Annotated in this window: 15 protein-coding genes; 8 read left to right on the plus strand and 7 right to left on the minus strand. The window is 64.6% G+C overall.

Annotation, left to right across the window (positions count from 1 at the left end; translation table 11 throughout):
* Positions 1 to 193: 193 nt before the first annotated feature.
* The gene (locus LL648_RS30675; protein ID WP_232666262.1) at positions 194 to 613 is read left to right on the plus strand and encodes a hypothetical protein; all 420 of its coding nucleotides are present in this window, start codon (positions 194 to 196) and stop codon (positions 611 to 613) included.
* Positions 610 to 1,533 (plus strand): hypothetical protein, encoded by a 924-nt coding sequence (locus LL648_RS30680; RefSeq protein WP_232666263.1) that lies wholly within the window; start codon positions 610 to 612, stop codon positions 1,531 to 1,533. Before LL648_RS30675 ends, LL648_RS30680 begins: the two co-directional genes overlap by 4 nt.
* 356 nt (positions 1,534 to 1,889) lie before the next feature.
* Here LL648_RS30680 and LL648_RS30685 read toward each other — a convergent pair whose 3' ends face one another.
* Positions 1,890 to 2,156, minus strand: a complete 267-nt coding sequence (locus tag LL648_RS30685; RefSeq protein ID WP_232666264.1) for a hypothetical protein — start codon at positions 2,154 to 2,156, stop codon at positions 1,890 to 1,892.
* A gap of 1,034 nt (positions 2,157 to 3,190) precedes the next feature.
* Between LL648_RS30685 and LL648_RS30690 the strand changes: the two genes are divergently transcribed.
* Positions 3,191 to 3,616 carry an HNH endonuclease gene (locus LL648_RS30690; protein ID WP_232666265.1) on the plus strand — a complete coding sequence of 142 codons (426 nt, stop codon included), beginning with the start codon at positions 3,191 to 3,193 and terminating at the stop codon, positions 3,614 to 3,616.
* Between the two features lie 256 nt (positions 3,617 to 3,872).
* Here the strand turns inward: LL648_RS30690 and LL648_RS45845 are convergent, their stop codons facing one another.
* Positions 3,873 to 4,583: an HNH endonuclease gene (locus LL648_RS45845; RefSeq protein ID WP_374112133.1), complete on the minus strand. Its 711-nt coding sequence runs from the start codon at positions 4,581 to 4,583 to the stop codon at positions 3,873 to 3,875.
* Positions 4,513 to 6,321, minus strand: a complete 1,809-nt coding sequence (locus LL648_RS30695) for an AAA family ATPase (protein ID WP_232666266.1) — start codon at positions 6,319 to 6,321, stop codon at positions 4,513 to 4,515. The genes LL648_RS45845 and LL648_RS30695 overlap by 71 nt, the downstream gene beginning before the upstream one ends.
* A gap of 507 nt (positions 6,322 to 6,828) precedes the next feature.
* On the opposite strand from LL648_RS30695, the gene LL648_RS30700 reads away from it, so the two are divergent.
* Entirely contained in the window at positions 6,829 to 7,323 is a 495-nt protein-coding gene (locus tag LL648_RS30700) for a hypothetical protein (protein WP_232666267.1), read from the plus strand.
* Positions 7,324 to 7,518: 195 nt separating this feature from the next.
* Here LL648_RS30700 and LL648_RS30705 read toward each other — a convergent pair whose 3' ends face one another.
* Genes LL648_RS30705 through LL648_RS30715 form a run of 3 tightly spaced genes read right to left on the minus strand, consistent with a single transcriptional unit; the run spans position 7,519 to position 9,094 of the window.
* Positions 7,519 to 8,457: a hypothetical protein gene (locus LL648_RS30705; protein WP_232666268.1), complete on the minus strand. Its 939-nt coding sequence runs from the start codon at positions 8,455 to 8,457 to the stop codon at positions 7,519 to 7,521.
* Positions 8,432 to 8,875: a hypothetical protein gene (locus LL648_RS30710; protein WP_232666269.1), complete on the minus strand. Its 444-nt coding sequence runs from the start codon at positions 8,873 to 8,875 to the stop codon at positions 8,432 to 8,434. Before LL648_RS30710 ends, LL648_RS30705 begins: the two co-directional genes overlap by 26 nt.
* Before the next feature lie 9 nt (positions 8,876 to 8,884).
* The gene (locus tag LL648_RS30715) at positions 8,885 to 9,094 is read right to left on the minus strand and encodes a hypothetical protein (protein ID WP_232666270.1); all 210 of its coding nucleotides are present in this window, start codon (positions 9,092 to 9,094) and stop codon (positions 8,885 to 8,887) included.
* 1,928 nt (positions 9,095 to 11,022) lie between these two features.
* Between LL648_RS30715 and LL648_RS30720 the strand changes: the two genes are divergently transcribed.
* From LL648_RS30720 to LL648_RS30730, 3 genes are all read left to right on the plus strand, one after another.
* The gene (locus LL648_RS30720) at positions 11,023 to 11,325 is read left to right on the plus strand and encodes a hypothetical protein (RefSeq protein ID WP_232666271.1); all 303 of its coding nucleotides are present in this window, start codon (positions 11,023 to 11,025) and stop codon (positions 11,323 to 11,325) included.
* 1,128 nt (positions 11,326 to 12,453) lie between these two features.
* Complete coding sequence (locus LL648_RS30725) at positions 12,454 to 13,326, plus strand: creatininase family protein (protein ID WP_232666272.1); 873 nt, start codon at positions 12,454 to 12,456, stop codon at positions 13,324 to 13,326.
* A 487-nt stretch (positions 13,327 to 13,813) separates the two neighbouring features.
* A complete protein-coding gene (locus tag LL648_RS30730) occupies positions 13,814 to 14,683 on the plus strand; it encodes a hypothetical protein (protein WP_232666273.1) in 870 nt (289 codons plus the stop codon).
* An 8-nt stretch (positions 14,684 to 14,691) separates the two neighbouring features.
* On the opposite strand, the gene LL648_RS30735 is transcribed toward LL648_RS30730, so the two are convergent.
* Positions 14,692 to 15,618, minus strand: coding sequence for a hypothetical protein (locus LL648_RS30735; RefSeq protein WP_232666274.1), 927 nt, complete (start codon positions 15,616 to 15,618; stop codon positions 14,692 to 14,694).
* 1,469 nt (positions 15,619 to 17,087) lie between these two features.
* Here LL648_RS30735 and LL648_RS30740 point away from each other — a divergent pair.
* Complete coding sequence (locus tag LL648_RS30740; RefSeq protein WP_232666275.1) at positions 17,088 to 17,330, plus strand: MerR family transcriptional regulator; 243 nt, start codon at positions 17,088 to 17,090, stop codon at positions 17,328 to 17,330.
* Positions 17,331 to 17,407: the final 77 nt, after the last annotated feature.

Raw genomic sequence — 17,407 nt, forward strand, 5'->3', positions numbered from 1 at the left:
CCGCGGACCCTGGGAGTGCGCGATGACACCCCCGCAGACAAGGTCGCCCCACGGCAGCCACCGCTGCCGCATCGATTTGCAGCGGCATCGAGCTGCGATCAGTATCCATCTCGTCACGTGGCGTAACGAAGGCCAGCTCCGACGCGAGGCTACATGCAGCGGTTCAAGCGGCGGCGGCGGAGAGGACAAGGGAATGGGCACCTCGCTAGGCCCGTCGATCGTGGCAGGATCCGTTGGCCTTGCCTCAGCGATACTAGCAACACTCGTTTCGGTTCTAACGATCCGTCGAGCAAACAAGCAAGACCATGAGGCGCGATCACAACAGATTGCGCTCGCACTGCTACCTCGCCGCCTCGACGTGCTAGAGAAAATCTGGGGCGAACTCTTCGAGATCGAGAAGAACGGGACCGTGCCATCATCGGCAATCGACAACCTGATCCCCTTTACCATCTGGCTTAGTCAGCCACTTAGAGATCAACTATTTGCCCTCCTCCTTAGCGATGAAGTCCGTACCGAAGCAGTACAAGCATTGCGACGAGAGCTATCCAGCGCATCTGCCACAGGCGCAATCGACTATTCACTAAGCCAGCTCGCCAGGAGGCGAAGCCAATGACAACCGCAGATCACAACTCCGGCGGCGACGTTGACCTTCTCGGGGAGCTTGCGCACCGGAGGCGTCAAGTTGTCCAGGAGGAGTCCGCCAGACCAAATCCAGACTTCCTCGAGTCGATTGAAGGCTCCAGGGCATCCTACTACTTTCGGCCCGTAGCTCTACCTCTCGCGCAAGTCGACGTTCCCCTCTTGCTGCGACTAGTCGAGGAGAGTTACGGAAGCATACTTTCATCGCCAGATCGAGGCTTGCTACACAGCCTCGTCTCTCGCGAGGAGCTCTTTTCCGCTTCAGACGAGGAGGCACTCAAGCTCATCCTCCGCCTAACCGATCGGAAGCAGTTCGCGCTAACCGGGGGGAAATTCCCCCTTCAGCTCCGAACAGATTTCGTACCGATACGATCCATTGTAGTCAACTACGAGTGCGTTTCCGTAGAAGTCGCACAGGGCTCAACTCCGGTGGCAGCCAAGATCGTAGAAGAAGTATATCAGATGTTGTGCATCTCCGCTGGAACAAACAAACGCTCTGACGAAATCGCGCTCCTGCCGACATTGATACGGTATAGTACATCGACACGGGTCTCCCTTCCGTTCCCCGCGGAACATCTGATGAGTGAGCGCTTGAGCACGTTTATCAACGATCACATCATCGGCGGCGAGACGTTCGCAGGAAGAACACGATCCATGTCACGCAAGAACAACTTCGACGCCCCCGACGTTGCATCCGTTGTAACTTTTGACGATCTCATCATTACAATCTCTACATTCGACCTCCGCACAGGCTCAGGCGAGTCTCACGACATTCGGTTCTCCGTGACATCTATAGACGACCACGGCATGGCAAACATTAGAATTGACTCCCCATTTAGTTTCGATGATCACATACGGCTTATTGAGCTAATGGTCGCAAAGTTTATTTCGTAGAGGTCCGAGCAACACGCTTGTCACCGTTGCCACTATCGGATGACTCCGACGCGCCCTGCGTGTAAGGACGGTGGCGGGCTGGCCTGAATGGCACAACCGAGCGTGGGTCTGCAACAGTGTCGCGACGGTGATCGCGCCGAGGACCTACCGTCGGCGCCGAGGTGGGGAACCCCATCGAGCGGGATCCGGTCGAGACGGCCGGCCTCGTCAGAGTCACTAGGCTGGCCGACCTGTTCCGCGTCGCGCCACAGGAAGACCGTGAAGGGGGCGTCGACGTTGCCCGGCATCGGGTCCAGCTGCAGCAGTACCTCGGGCTCGCCGAGCGGGCGCCACCCGGATTCTCGACGGCTTCCCGCTCAGCGGACGGGGTCTTCGGCGAGGTCGACCAGGCCGCCGAGCAGCTCGTAGCCGCACCGGTCGATCGGCATCCGGTACCACCACAACAACAGCACCTCGTCGGTCGGATTGACGATGGCCGCGATTGCCACCGCCGGGAACTCGACCATGGTGCTCGTCGGGACCGACACAGACGTCGCCGACCCGCACCGACTCCCCACCTGGACCTGCAGCGTGCCCAGCACCACCGTCGGATCAACATCGTGAAACGGGTCGGTGGTCGTCATCTGCTGCCTCCAGAGCCGCACGGCCGACAAGGCCGGGCCTGTCGGCCCGTCCTCGGTGGGGTGGCGGGGCGCTTTACCCCGCCGCCGCAACGGCGTCCAGCACGGCCGTGGAGGCTCGCGGTCAAGGGCGGCCGCAGGCCGTCGCGCAGCGAGCCGCAGCGCAGCGCAGGGCCCTTGACCGGGAGTCAGGCCGTGCTAAGCCAAGGGCCGACAGGCCCCCGCCGAAGGCGGTCCATCAGCAGTTCCACGGCCCGCGCGGCCAAGAGCGCAGACCCGACCGCCTGCTCACGGCGACAGCCCGGCGACATACCCATCCCCTGCCCGACCAGCGGATGCCCCCTTCAGATCCGGACCTCAGGCAGCTTCTCGAATGCCAGGAACCAGACAGTGCAGTTGAAACGTCCGCAGTCATTGCTGGAAGGTCACCATAGGGGCCTGCGCGAGCTGGTGGCCGCTAGCCTGCCCGGATGCCTCAACCGGATGTGACCGCCGACGACGTCAGGGCCGCGCTGGACGACTTCGACCGCCGCGGCCAGCAGGCATTCCTGGCAGAGCGCAACTTCGGCCAGGCGCGCAACTAACTTCCTCCTGCGCGACGGCGCGGAGTACGACTCGAAAGCGATCGTCGCCGCGGCGCACTACCTGCGCCACGGCCAACGACTCACCCCAACCGACTTCTCCGGCGGCGACACCACCGTCAAACGGCTACTCGAAGACCTCGGGTTCACAGTCCGCGTCCGCACCAGCCCAGACTGGAGCAGAGACGAGGTCATCGTGACCTGTGACCTTGTCCGCGGGAACAACTGGAAAGAACTCCGCGTCGGCGATCCCCGCGTGATCGAGCTGTCACAGCTCCTCCGACAGCTACCCATCCACCCGGTCGAGACCGTGCCGCGACCTTCCGCAACGCCGCGGGCGTCGCCAGGAAGACCTCCAACATCGCCACCCTGCACCCCGACTACACCGGCCAGCGCACCCGCGGCGGCCGCCACGAACAACCCGTCCTCGACGCGTTCCTCACCGACTCCAACCGCATGATCGCCGAAGCGGCAGCAATCCGCGCCGAAGTCCTGACCAGGCCTGCCACCCTGACAGCACCTGATCCTGATCTTGACGGAGCAAGCGCTCACGAAGGCGGACTACTCGAACGCCGCCACTTCGCCCGCGAACGTGACCGCAAGCTGCGCGACCTCAAGATCGCATCCGTCCGCAACACCGGCCAACCGATCCGTTGCGAGGTGTGCACGTTCGACTTCGCCCGTACCTACGGCGACCGCGGCCGCGACTATGTCGAATGCCACCACCGCCTACCCCTCCACGCCTCCGGACCCGTCACAACCAAACTCGCCGACCTCGCACTGTTGTGCTCCAACTGCCACCGCATGATCCACCGCCGAAAACCATGGCTCACCATCGAACAGCTCACCGAGCTCGTCGGCCGCCGCGACACCACAAGCTGACGACTTCCCCGAATCCGCACGGCCGAGGGCGTGGCATGTTTAGCGCCTTGGGGCGACGGGGACGTCCCTCACGCCCATAGCATCGCGGTCCGCCTGCGTGAGGATACGGTCCAATGCAGCCTGCAGGCTGTCGCGATGCAAGCACCTGACTACGGCTCAGGCCGCACTGCGCCCGAAGGCAGCAGGCCCGCTGAACGGGCCCCATAGAGGCTGCCGCAGTAGGAGTCTCGGCGGTTCTCGGAGTGCCTTTATCTGCCTACTCGGGACTCAAGATCAACTCCAAAGGGAAGCCCATCACTACCAGGAAAGAAGTAACCGCTTCGCTATACTCTCGGTCTGGGCCAGCCTCCTCGCGAAGCAGCCCCGCAAACGTTTCCTTATCTTCACCTTCCGCCTTAGCCCATACGCTTAGCAAGTGATTGATCGCCTTCAATCGCTCTTCCCTCGATTGCTTCAGATCGTTACGATGCAACTTAAGCCGCTCGACAGTCCGCTTGCCCAAGTCACTATCCGGTCGACCGAAGACCAGCGATCCAGTAAAAGTGAGGTGAGCGCGAGGCTCGACCTCGTATGGATTCAGCAGCGGCTGCAACTCACTGTAATAGGACCCCTTATGCTGATTGCAGTTTGGGCAAGCCAATGTCAAGTTCTCCCACTCGACGACCAGCTCAGGACATTGAGACTTGGGATTAATATGCTCGACATGGACTGAGGCTACGTGTTCGATTCTGCTCTCACAGTATGCACACTTGCCACAAGTCTCCGCCTTCAAGAACCTTCTAATCTCTCGGTGGCGGTGGCGTGCATACCGAGAAGGGTTCTCCGTCTCCAGAAACTCATGCGTCCAATTTACGAAATTCTCGTCGAGGACTGCGGGACGCGGACCTTTCCTCAATCTACGCATCAATCTGCCGCTCTGCCAGTGCCGCTGCAGTTGCGGGAAACTCATCGAGCAGTCCCACTTCATCGAGTCGCAAGCGAAGTTGCCGAAAGAGCTCGGGTGTCATCTGCCTATCGCGATAGTCGCTAACTATTTCGTCAAGGGCTGCGTCTGCCCACATCGGCAATGTTGAACCAACGCCAAGCACTCGACGAAGCACCTCCTCGGCCGACTTGACGCCGCGCCGGGGATCAACTCGGTAGGAAACCACACCTGATTCGGTGTATTCCAGCGCGTAGACATGAGCACCGGCCACCGACGTCACGACGAATGGACTATGTGTCGCAGCAACAAATGAAACATTCGGAAACGCCTCAAGCAGTCGAGGCAAGATTGATCGCTGCAGCTCGGGGTGCAGATGATTCTCTGGTTCGTCAAACACGACCGTAAAGGCTCGAACTTCGCGCGATCGCAGAAAGATCTGCCATCCCAGCTCAACAAGAGCGCTAATTCCACCAGATGCCGCGTCGATCGAGAACTCTCCACGCTCTGTCACGATCACTATCTCGGGCGTCCTAACCACCAAACTGCGAAAGCCCAGACTCGGCGGCAGAAGCCGCCGCAAGACTACCTGGAATCCTTGCCAAACCTCGTAGGCCTCCGCATTTTTTTCAATTTCAACATCGTCTGACCCGCTTCCGGCGCCATGATAGGCCGCGGCCAGTAGCGACTCCTTCATCCATTGTCCGGCAGACTTGCCGCTGAACGTACCCGCATAGCGAGATCGAACCTCCCCCAAGAACTGTTCAAGCAGCACTGATCCAGTCGAGAATGCCGTAGGTATTGTCGCCACTGGCGAGTAGCCTGCAACCGCCCGATGTGATGGAATATACAGGCCATTGACTTGGTTCTGACCCGACCAGGCAACCTGAAAGTTCACTCCCGCATCGCGCGCGAGCTGGATCGAAGCTTCGGCCTCGTTACTGTACACGAGGTGTGCAATTTGCGAAGCCGGCCTAGCTTCGCCTCCCTCAATGCCCGTCTCGTATGCAACACCGTGGCCGATCGATCGACGCGGTGTCGAAATTATAGGATTATTCCAATTGAAGTGCGGACTTAGCAGGTGAAGGAGGCTCGTTTTCCCTGCCCCGTTCTCTCCAGTTATTACCGTCAAGCGAGAGCTGAGATCGATATCTATCTCGGCGAACTGTCGCCACCCTCTCACAGATAGATGCTTGAATCGCGTTTCGGATTGCGCATCTTCCAGCCGACCGAAGCCATCACCCCTTGCAAATTGATACTCCCGGGCGCCCAACTGATGGTAGCGACGGGAAGAGTGCCCAGCCGCCGAAAGCGCCCCTGGCACGAGAAGCCTGTCAATTTCAACCAGGACGTCAAGTGGGCAGTGATCAAGAATCGCCTCCCACTCCTTAACACCGAGAGAGACAACCCAGTGGTCACTGATCGAGGAAGGCCCGGAGAGGTGTGTGATTAAGGCTCTTCGTAGCACCTCATCGCGAACTAGCTCGAAGTCCGAGATCGGCCTATGAACTATCTTCACCATCAACTCGATGACTACCATCCGCGAGCGGACGCTACCCGCTGGACTAGCTCGAACAACTCCAAATGCAACCACGCCCAGCGGCAAGTCTCCAGCACCAAGTGCATCCGAGATGCTCAGCACAACTGCATCACCGATTGACATATCGACATTCCGACTGGGGAGCGACAGAATGCCATCCGGCCCATCGTCGCCTTGATAGAAGAGCCATGAGGCCACCGCCGAGGTGGCATTGATATCAATTCGATAGAACCAGATCGCCATCCGAGTCCCTCACTACTGTTGCGATAGTCGGTCTGACAGCGAGCACGCCGCCTCGCCGAAAGTGCTCTAACAATCAAGTAAGTGCGGCGCTTGCCGATGATTCTCCGTCAGGGACTTTGCATCATGCTCCTGGAGGCGCAACAGCGCTGCGTCGTGGGCAGCAGCACCTTTGCCGGTTCCGCGAGTGGTTGCAGCGCGACGCGCTCGTGGCGTTGCCATGACATACCTCCCCCTGGCCAGCAACAGTCTGTGCCCGACCTGCCGCCGTGCGTAGTGAGTGCCTGCAAGCGTGTCTCGCACTGGCTGCATCGGCCGTTACCGGCCCTGGTCGCTTCGCCGATGTCTATGCGCGATCGAGACATCGCTGATCCGAGGTTCGAATTGGCCCCGTCCTGTCAGTGTTCGGTCCACACTGCATGTATGCCCAGGTGGCGTGTGCGAGATGTTCCGGTATGGGTCCGGCAGCCGGTCGCCGTGGCGGCGGCTATCGAGGACTGCATGTTGCGCATGTTCGGATCTACTGAGGCCCCGCCTGCGCTCGGCGCACGCTCGGCGCTGTCATGGATCGGTGGTCTGTCGCCGACGACCCCGCTGGTTGGGTTGCCGCATGGGCCGAGCCAGTCGCGGGCGATCGCGGAGTTCATGGTGGCGAACAAGGTCGCTGCTGGTGAGGAGTACCCGCCGGCGCCGTGGTGGGCGAAGTACGACGGGTTCAACTTGGACCGGGCGCATAGCCGGGAGTGGTGGGCGGTGAACGCCTACTGGGGTTACACCCGCGAGAACGCTCAGGACGTTCAGCTGGCGATCGGGTGGGCTTTCGGTGTGATCGACAACGTGGCGGTGCTGACGCCGGCACGTGCCGGTGACGGTTCGGAGATCGGTGTGGAGCGGCGGGAGCACTTCGCGCGGATGCTGCACCGGCTCGCCCCGCTCCCTCCCGGGCTGCAGCCTCAGGCGGAAGCGGGGCGTGTGGCGCCGGGCGCGGGTCAGACGTCCGCGTAGACGTCCTCTCGCCCGAGGTCAGCGACTGTTTCGCTGCCGGTGTCGTCGTATTCGTCGCGGCTGCGGGCGTAGGGGTCGTCGCGGCTGTGGTCGACGTCCCGCGGCGGGGGTTTCGAGTTCCATCGCGGCCGCACCCACCGCGGCCCAGTCGTCAGTGTGGCTGGTTTCGGTGGCGAGGTCAGTGGCGGTGATCGGTCAGTGCGGGTCGTCCTCACGCCGGGCAACGTGTTCGGCGTGCAGCCATTCCTGGCCGGTGACGTGCTCGTCGGTGTCGTGGTCGCCGGCTTGTTCGGCGAGGAGGTAGCGGGCTGCTTCGGCTTCGGCGCGGGTGAGCGCGGTGCGGGCCATGAACTCGGCGCGGGCGTCATCGACCTGGCGCAGCTTGTCGGCTTGTTCGTCGAGGACGGCGACGAGCGCGTCGGATTCGCTGGCCTGTCGCAGCAGCGTCGCGCGCTGCTGGTCGGTGGTGGCGTTTGTGGCTTCGGCGCGGCGGATCGCGGCGGTGGCGGTGTGGGTGCTGATCGCCTGCAGAGTGCCGGCGAGCTCGTTGCCGACGTAACGGGGACCCCACTGCAGTTCCCGCTCCCACGCGGTGACGCGGGCGCGCAGCGCGCCGCGGGTCAGCTCGTGCTCGGCCTGCTCGACCGCGGGGCGGTCGAGGGCGCGCCAGGCGGCGCGGTAGGCGGCGTAGGCCTCGACCTGCCCGGCTTTCGGTGCCGGGCCGAGGGCGTCGTGGGGGTCGGTGTGGTCGCGTAGTTCGCGGTAGCCGGCGATGGTCGCCGCGTTGCGTTCCCACACGGTCCGCTCGTCAGTGCCGGCGGCGGGCACCGGGCCGAGCGCGTCGGTGGCCCATGCGGCGCTGGTGTCGGCGGTGCTGCGGCCGAGTTCGGCGGTGCGCTGATCGGCGGTGTCGGCGAGCGCGGTGAGGTAGGTGTTCCACTGCTGGCCGACGTCGGCGGGGACCCAGTCGTGGTGCCGCTCGCCTGCCGGGTCCAACCGGACGGTGTTGCCGCGGGTGATCCGGGAGTGGATCACGTTGGTGGTGTTGGTGGCGGTGTCGAATGATCGCGCACCGATCGCGGCACGCAGGGTGGCGTAGGCGTCGCGGCTAGCGAGCTCGACGCGGCGCAGCACACGGGTGAGGGTGCTGGCGCCGCCCTCGGCGGCGATCTGGTCGCGTTGTGCGGGGGGTGAGGTCGCCGGTGTCGGTGAGCCGGTCCAGCCAGGTCATGGTGCGCTCGGTCGCGGCCTGTTGGGCTCCCTCAGCGAGCAGCTCGGCCGTGGTGCGGACGCTGCGCATCTCGGTTGCGGACTCGGCGGCGAGCGCGGTCGCGGACCGGTTGGTGATCGGGTCCTGGGTGGCGAGGACGCCGGCGAGGACCGCGACCGGGTCGCGGCGGACCTGGTGGCGGTGCTCGCTGCCCTGGGCGGGATCGGCGGGTGCGGTGGCGGTGACGACGTAGGCGGTGTTGCGTTCGCGGCCACGGGTCATCGGCACGAGCAGCCCGGCGGCGTCGGTCGTCGGGGTGGTGACGTTGTGGGTGGTGTGCACGGTGCCGCCCTACACCGCGTGTTTCGTCGAGGCGTAGCCGAGCGCGAGGTGCTCGGCGACATACCCCGGCGGCAGCACCATCTGCTCTCCGAGGACGTCGCCCTCGGCGGTGCGACCTTGCAGGACGGCGACCTGCAGGGAGCCGTCCGGGCGGACTGCTTGGACGCGGTATTGCTCGCGGGTGACCACGGGGCGGGTGTTGCCCTCGTAGCCCTGCACGGTCCAGTCCAGGGCGCGGGCCTCGACAAGGTCCGACCCCGGCGTAGGTGCCCTGCAGCCCCAGCGCCACCCCGTCGGCTTCGACGAGGTCGAGGAGATGGCGACCTGCTCACCGCGATCTGCCGCCCGACGAGGGAATCGATCTTGCGAGAGAACCTCGGCAACCCGCGCACCAGACACCCAACACGTGCCCTGAGTCACTCGCGACACCCGAGTTGGCGACGAACAGCGTCCGGCAACGTGTGACTTATGTCACATGCTGTGGCGCGGTCCGCAGTGGTGCGCAGCTGACACCGACGACCATGAACCCTGAGTCCGCGGCTCTTCGAGCTCCCACTCATTGCTCCAAGACTTGTGATGCCGGACGTTCAACGACCGATGCCAACCCAGCCGACGTCCGCGATCGATTGCCCTCGACTGAACCTCGCGCCGAGGGAAAGACACCACCTGATCTCGTCGTGCTGCACCGGGCACCTCTCTCCGGCCCCAAATGTCCTTGGACCTATCGCCCGTCGGCGCCCCCTTGTTGCTAGGCCCGAGCCCTTCGGCTGGGCTCGCGCCAGGATGGGTGCCGCGGGCAGCGCCATTCAGCCCGGACGACAAGACTCCGCCGAGCGAGACCGCCTCATCGCCGTCCTCGACCGCGAAGCTGTTATGCGCCCTCCCCGGCCGCTCCACCTCCGCGCACCGCTCCGGGCTCACCCAGGTCCACACGCTGATCCACCGCCACTCACTACTCCGCCCCTGCACCTCCACCCTGTTCCGCCGGTCTGTCCGCCAGCCCGGCGAGGTGTTCGCCAGCCTGTGCCGCCAGCCCGGACCACCAGCCGGACCACCAGCCTCCACCGCCAGCCCGGACCGCCAGCCGTACCGCCAGCCTCCACCGCCAGCCGTACCGCCAGCCTCCACCGCCAGCCGTACCGCCAGCCTCCACCGCCAGCCGTACCGCCAGCCTCTACCGCCAGCTGTTCGCCACCCTGTCCGGCGCGGCCTGTTCCGCCAGGCCCTCGCACCTCCCCACCCCACAACTCCATTCACACCTCCACAAAGCCACCACATCCAGCTGTCACCGTCTCCACATGCGACCAGCCCAACGAGCGCAATAGCTGCCAGATGCAGCATGGCCCCAATCAGGATATGCCTGCCGGTAAACATTCGAGCAGACCTGCTGACGCCGTGATTTGACTGACCGGAATCGCTTCACACAAGAATCGTCTTCGCCCAATCTGCAAACTACATACCTTTCGAAACGCTTGCCTGGACCGGTTCACAACTTCAGATCTCAGAGCAGGTGTGCACCCTTCTCCGCAGATGAGAGCTCAGGCCAAATCACTCGGCGTCCAGGCGCCGAAAGAAATTGCGCAAGGAACTGCCGTCTACCATCAAGGAATGCCTCTCGGATGGGCACCACCATGACCATTAGGCGCGCCTTCCGCATCGCCCGAGTTGATCACCAGGTGATCATCAGCGGAGACGCTCAGTCCGCGGTCGTTGCAGGTCCAAGCGCCGTCGCGGCCTGATGCCTCACCTCCTCACGGCCGAAGTCTGCGCTACTGTTCAGCCACTGGAACGGTGCGACTCGCACTCGGCGGTGCACGGTGCGGGCCACCACGAGAGCATGCCGACCGAAGAATCAACGGAAGCGAAATCGGGCTCGCATCGCTGGATGACTGCACCGCAGACCACCCAGTCCAAACCGATTGAGAGGACGTCAAGCACATGTCAGGACCATCAGATCCCCTGCTCTCTGTCCGCGCGTTCCTTGTGTTTTTCTCAGCGCTGCTGACCGGCACCGCGGCAGGCAGCCTGAGCTATCTGGCCACACCAAATGTGGCTTCCGCCAGCCTCGTTGGAATGGGCGCCTTCGCGGTGGCACTTCCCTTGGTCCACTCCATTCTCGCCCGTGACTGAGGCCCTCGTTGGCGTCGATGGCGGTTTCGATCGATGCGGCCGAAGCGTTGGGCGTGGCCGGCGATGATCCCGGCTCCGACGCGTTCCGGGTTCTGCCCGACCAGCACCTCGACGGCGACCCCACCGACCCGCGGCGCGAGCGTCGATCGCTCCAACTCCGGCCCCACACGGGCTGCCACCCGCCGCGCTGCGCCCGGCAGGATCTCGGCGACCGGGCGGACCAGCCGGCCGACCACCCGCAGCACCTGCCCGGGCACGGCATCCGGCCACACCATCCCGACCGCCGCCGTGACGGCGGCGGTCGGGGCGCCCGTCCCTAGGCGGTTCGTCGATCTGGCTCGCGCCCGCCTATGCGAGCGTGACGAGCGGCATGGCCGGCCGCGCTGCGGCACTCCTGGCCGGTGGCGGAGTCGGCGCTGCCCGCTCTCGGAGTACTCGTGGTGGCTGCGGTGTTCGCCGCGTGGGGCCCAGGTGGGAGTGACAACGCCAACGTACGCGCCTTCGTCCGCTTGCTCGTTGACCTCGGACGTGATCTCGGTCGTGCAGGCGACGCCGAGGTCGCGTCGTAAGTTGAGCTAAACCCAATCCACAGGAACCATCACTTGTGCTGATGCCTGTGCCTCGGTCATGATTCTTTCCCTCAGCGTGTTGCCGCCGGAGCCGCGCGAGAGAGAAGAGGCTCATGAAAGGTCACGGCTCGAGGTGGCTGCCGCATGCGGAAGGTCAATTTGTCGCGAGTCGCGTGACAGTCGATTGCGCGTCGGTCGAGCACTCCGCGGAGTTCGTCACACCAGCGAGGCGCTGCCGTCGGTTCGCCTGCACCGGCGCTCATCAGAGTCGCGCTGCTATATGGAACCTAGCCAGCTCTCGGGCCGCTGGGCTCCCACACGTGCTCATGCACTTCTTCACTGTTCCCGACGCCAAAGCGGCGCGCTCATCCGCCGACTGGCCGCACTGATGCTTGGTACCTTCTACCTGTTCATCGCCATCACCGGCTTCGACACCCGGCGCTGCTCGGCAAAGCGAATGAGGCGTCGGTAGGCGCTGGCGGCACCCTGGCCACGCCACTGCTCGCGAGAGAGCTCGAAGCAGCGCGGGCGGCGTCGGCGGCGACATCTTCTTCGCGATCGTCGCAGCCTTCTCGTGTCGCAGCCTTCTCGTTGGGCAAATTTTCTCGGTCGTTCTGATCGCCCGTTCACCGCACGTGTTGCCCGGCCCTTCGAGCGCCGCGCCCTTTCCACTCAAGAGTCCGGCGCTGGTGTCGATGCCACTGGGCTTCTCGGCAGCCTACTGGGGACGTTGCTCAGCCGGGCCGCAGCCGACGAGAGCAGCGATAGTGAGGTGCGCGTCGCACGGAACCGGCATCGGGGCCGATCCCGCGCAGCCGCGTCACACGCTGACCCGTTACATCGAAACCGCATCGCATATTCTCTGGAGGAGCAATGTCCGTGTGGATTCAAGACCTCACATACCGGGAGGTCGCTGACTACCTCGATCGCCACGGGGAAGTGATCGTGCCGATCGGTAGCACGGAGGTGCACGGACCGCATCTCCCGCTCGGTACCGACGGCTACGAGGCGATCGACTACGCGGAGGGAATCGCTGAACGTGCCGAGCTGCTCGTCGCGCCCCCAATCTGGTACGGCGACGCTGCCCACCACATGCACAAGCCAGGCACGATCAGCCTTCAGCCGGAGACCGTCGTCGCGGTCCTGAAGGACGTGTACCGCTCACTTGCGCACCATGGCTTCCGCGCGATCATCACGTTCAACGGCCACCGCATCGCGAACCTGCCGGTGATCAGCATCGCCTCTCGCGCAGTCAAGAAGGAGCATCCAAACGTCGCGTTCGCATCGATCGACCCGCTCACGATGGGCACCACGCACCGCCGGCTGCGCGAGCACGACGGCCGCGGACTGCACGGCGACGAGTTCGAGACTTCACACATGTTGTTCAAGCACCCCGAGCTCGTCCACATCGACCGCGCTGTCTTCTCCCACGGGTACGTGTTCGAGACACGCTTCCTGACCCAGGACCTGCTCGCCGGCGGGGACGGGATGCAGTACTACCTGAACGCCGACGAGCAGGGAAAGTTGGCACCGCTCGGCCACATCGGCGACCCCGAGTGCGCAACCTACGAGCGCGGCGAAGCCCTATTCGATGCAGTTGTCGCCAATGGCGTCGAGTTCGTCTCCGACATGCGCCGCTGGGTCGAGGACGGCAAGCACATTGTCGGCGCTACCGGGGCGGAGGGGAGGGAGCTGATGGAGCGCGAACTCGCGTGGCGCGAGCGGGCAACAGGCGCCGACAACGCGTCTTGACCATCCGGCAGAGAGTGCACGCCGATGCGTCCGTGACAGGTATGACTAGCGCCTCAAGTTATGGAATGAAGCTGCGATCTCGCTCAGCCCTATGTTCGTCAGACCCATCCGGGTCCAGGGCCCACCGTGGGGCATCGACCTCGCAGCGGCGGCGGCACCAAGCCAGCGATGCCTTGCCCAGAGCTAGTTGGCGCGATAACGCTTGAGGTTTGCCGCGCCAGGTGCGGCGGCCACCACACTCGCTCGGCCAGGCAAGTCCGGCGCGGATGATCACCGCCAGAACGAGCCCGTCGGCGGTCAGAGAGTGACCGGCACGTCGATCCGACCCAACACTGGCTCGAATGAGCGATCTTGTTCACATTCGCTCTTGTCGTGACGCGTGGAAGGTTGAGGCGCCTGCAACCCGCATCCCGGGACGTCACTGCTCTCGAATCTGCCCTCGGGTCACGACACTGGACTGGAGAGATGGCATCGGGAGAATTGCAGTGTGGGCAGCACAGGTGCGGCGGTCGATGCTCAAGTCGGTGAGCGGTGGGCCTACCGGGCGCGCGGGATCGACCCTTTGGTCGAGGTGGAGGTCGTGCGGCACGGCAGCAAGACCCCTGCTCGGGTGCTCGTGCGGTGGATCGCAGCCGAGGATGAAGGGCGTGAGGAGTGGGTGCCGCCGGCCCGGTTGAAGGTGGCGTGGTCCGATCGGGTCGAGTTCATTGCCCGCGAACAGCGCTGGGCAGCCGTTCGCGCCGTAGCAGATCTGGACAACACCACGGTGGATTGGGCGCTGGGCGAAGTGTTCGACAATCTCCCGGACTGGTCCTACGCGCGGCCCTATCGCAACCACGGCCTCGTCGGAGTACTCGAGATCGCCGACCTTGAAGCCATGCTGGCCGACCTCGACCTCGAACAGACCGTGGTGGAGCACCCGCTGAGCTTCGTCGACGACGGGATGCTGGTTGTGCCGTGGCCCGTCACCGAGGTCGTGGCTCGCCGCCTCGCGGAAACCTACGCCCACAGGTTGCTCCCGATCCTGGACGGTCTCGACGCGGAAGCCGACCGGCACAACCGGTGGGGCTACATGAGCGGCGACCACCACATGCCAGCCGACATCTGTGCTGAGACCGACGCAGAATTCCGGCCAGGGCGGGACATGGCCCGCGACTGGTGCGGCCAACCGGCCCGCGACCGCCACGACGAACTCGTCGCCCTACGCGAGGAAGTCATCCGGCTGGGACTGCTGGTCGAATCGGCAGTCACCGCACTTCGTGCCGCCGGAGCAGATAAGCCCGCGGGCCGGATCGAACGGGAGCTCGGCGTCCCGATCGCCGACATCCGCGCCCAACGCGCCGCCCACCCCAGGTAATCCATCGATCAGCGCTGATCAGGCCCGTACGGGCTCCACCTGCGGAGGTAAGGACGCAGGTCCTCTGGCTTCGGCTCATCCGTCGCAGGTGACAGATCGGCGCGGCTGCGAGGATCAAGCTGTTCGGCGTACCCGAGAGCCCATGCAATCCAAGCTTGCCGCTGCTCGGTGTGCTCATCGGCGGCGACGTCGTCGAGGTCGGCGCAGTACGCGCGAATCCGGGCCGCGCGCTCCCACGCCTCGAGCTGCTCTTCCAGCGCTGTGACCCGGCGCGCATGGTCGAAGGCGTCGCGCGCAGCGGCCATAGCGGCTTCCCACTCACGCTGCTTCTGCTCGGCCGCTCGTTCCTGCGCGCGCTGCCGATCCACCATCGCGGTGAGCCTGGTATCGATGTCATCCCATGCGGCGCCGAGCTTGTCCTCCAGTCGCCAACGTTGACGATCAGCCCACGACCGCCGCCGGAAGCTGATACTCCAGTCCTCATCCAGCTGCAGCCGCAACCGTCCACTCGGCACCGACTGCCGCTCCGGCTGGATCCGCTGCCACGAGTACCGCTTCACCCCTTCTGTGGAATCTGGGTCTGGCAGGACGTCTCGTTCCTCGGTCTCCTCAACCAGGTGCGCCACCACCAGCCACCCATCCCGCCGGAAGGCCACACCACCATCTGTTTGGTCAGCCCAACCAACCGTGCACCCGGCAGCCTCTGCGGCAGAGAACAGCACGTGCAACAACCTGAGCGCGCGCGGTACCTGCGTCGTCGAAATACCCAGCGTGGCACCGCGGCCGATCAACGGCGTCAGCAGCGGGTGCAGCACCTCAATCTCGTCCGGCACCACGAGCACCAGACGCGGCGACGATGCGGGCCCGGCCCCGGGTGCCGTCCGCAGCTCGACAACAAGGTCGCCATGATCGCGGCCACGGAACACGATCTGCATTCCGCTCGGGGTCCGGCCGCTTGCTCGCGCCGCGTAGATGGCCGCTCGCCACGCCGCCCGCACGTGATCACTTGGTTCAAGTACCGAGAACCGCCCCTCCGTCTCCAACCGGCGGAACAGCTCGTCAACCCCAACGCCCTCCACCACCACTACAGATCCCGGTCGCGTACCCCCGGCGGGTCCCGGCCTGGTGTCCGCGGCCACGTCCTGGCGAGCCCGAGCGGCGACCTGTCCACGAGTTTTGCCCCGGGCGGGCTCAGATTTTGCTGGGTGGAAGCCATGGGTCAGGTAGTGCAGTCCAGCATCCGTGCAGGTGGCCGACCATGAGCCAGCAGCGTGGGAGATCATGACGAGCTTCCGGTCCCGCAACGCCCTCGCCGATTGCTTGTAGGTGTGATCGCCCATCACACCCGGCGCACACCCCTCGGCGATCCACCGCAACACAGCCACCTGCCGATCGCTGAGCGAATCAGTCAACCGCATCCCAGGATGGTGACACCAAGAGCCAACTCGACACCACCAAGGAATGGGCGGCGACGGCGTTCATCGCCATGAAGCGCCAGGTTCGGTCATCTGTGCAGGATGGCGGTGGCGAGCAGCGACGAGCGAGCAACGCCGCGTCGAGCCACTTGGATCTGAAGCAACGTGCACGTCACCGATCGGCTACTCCACGACGTGCGTGGCGACCGATGTCAGAGCCAGCCCCGCCCAGCCTCGGGCGACTGGTTGTGCTTGGGCGTTGACGATTACTGTCCCGTCACGTCGCGATGCGTATGCGTCGCCGGTGTAGCGGACGGACCGGTACCGACCGCGCTCGCGCGAAAGTTCGGTGATATTCCCCGTTCCGGGGCGGTCGAGCAGCTGCTTGAGCTGTCGCGTCTCGGCATCCGTTGCCATCTCGACCCAGGACACGGCGACAAGAGCCACGTCGCCCTTGGGATCCCGCAGTTCGAACTGTGCTCGGTGAAGGGCTACGCAAGGGTGTACGCGGAAGAACTGCTGGACCTCTCCGTATGAGTTGCCAGCACAGTCCGAGTCGTCATCTGTGAAACGACCGGTCAGGCGAACCCCTCGGCTCGCCAACCGGACCTCGGCAGTCGACGAGTTGCGAGAGGTGACACGAGCGTTGACCCTCCCACCAGCGGAAACTGACCCGGCCGACGGAGATCCTCCCAAGGAGGCCGCGGAGCCGGCAGAAACGCCGCCAGCACCAAGGACGACTGCGACACCGACGGCGAGAACGACCCCGCCACCCTTGCTCCCGGGATCGCTTCCCCCGCCTGCACCGCCGATGCGTCGCGCCACTTGCTCCCCCAGTCCTTGGGCTGACCGGGACTCAGTCGGCGCGCTGCGCCGATGCGTTACACGATCCGTGATGGTCGATCGGCCTTTCGAGTCTTACGAGGTGATCGGGCTAGCCTGGTCACAGAGGTATGGGTGCGGCAGTTGAGCCACATACCGTGGGTGACGTGGGACGACCGTCTGATCCGGAGCTGCTGACCACGGCGCAGGTCGCCGTGCATCTCGGCGTGCACCGCCGAACGCGGTACGCGGTACGCGGTACGCGGTACGCGGTACGCGGTACGCGGTACGCGGAGCGCGGCTGGCTTAAGCCGACGCTGACGTTGCCCTCGAGGCACATGCGCTGGAATCTGGAGGACGTGCGCCGTCAGCTCGCGGAGCTACGCGAGCGCGGCGACGCCGACGACTAACCCCGGTGATTCATGAGGGCTGGTAATCGACCTTGGTGGCATGATCGGTGCGGGATTTCTAGTCGGGCCGTGAGTCA

The organism is Pseudonocardia sp. TRM90224 (assembly GCF_021245725.1).
Lineage (GTDB): Bacteria > Actinomycetota > Actinomycetes > Mycobacteriales > Pseudonocardiaceae > Pseudonocardia.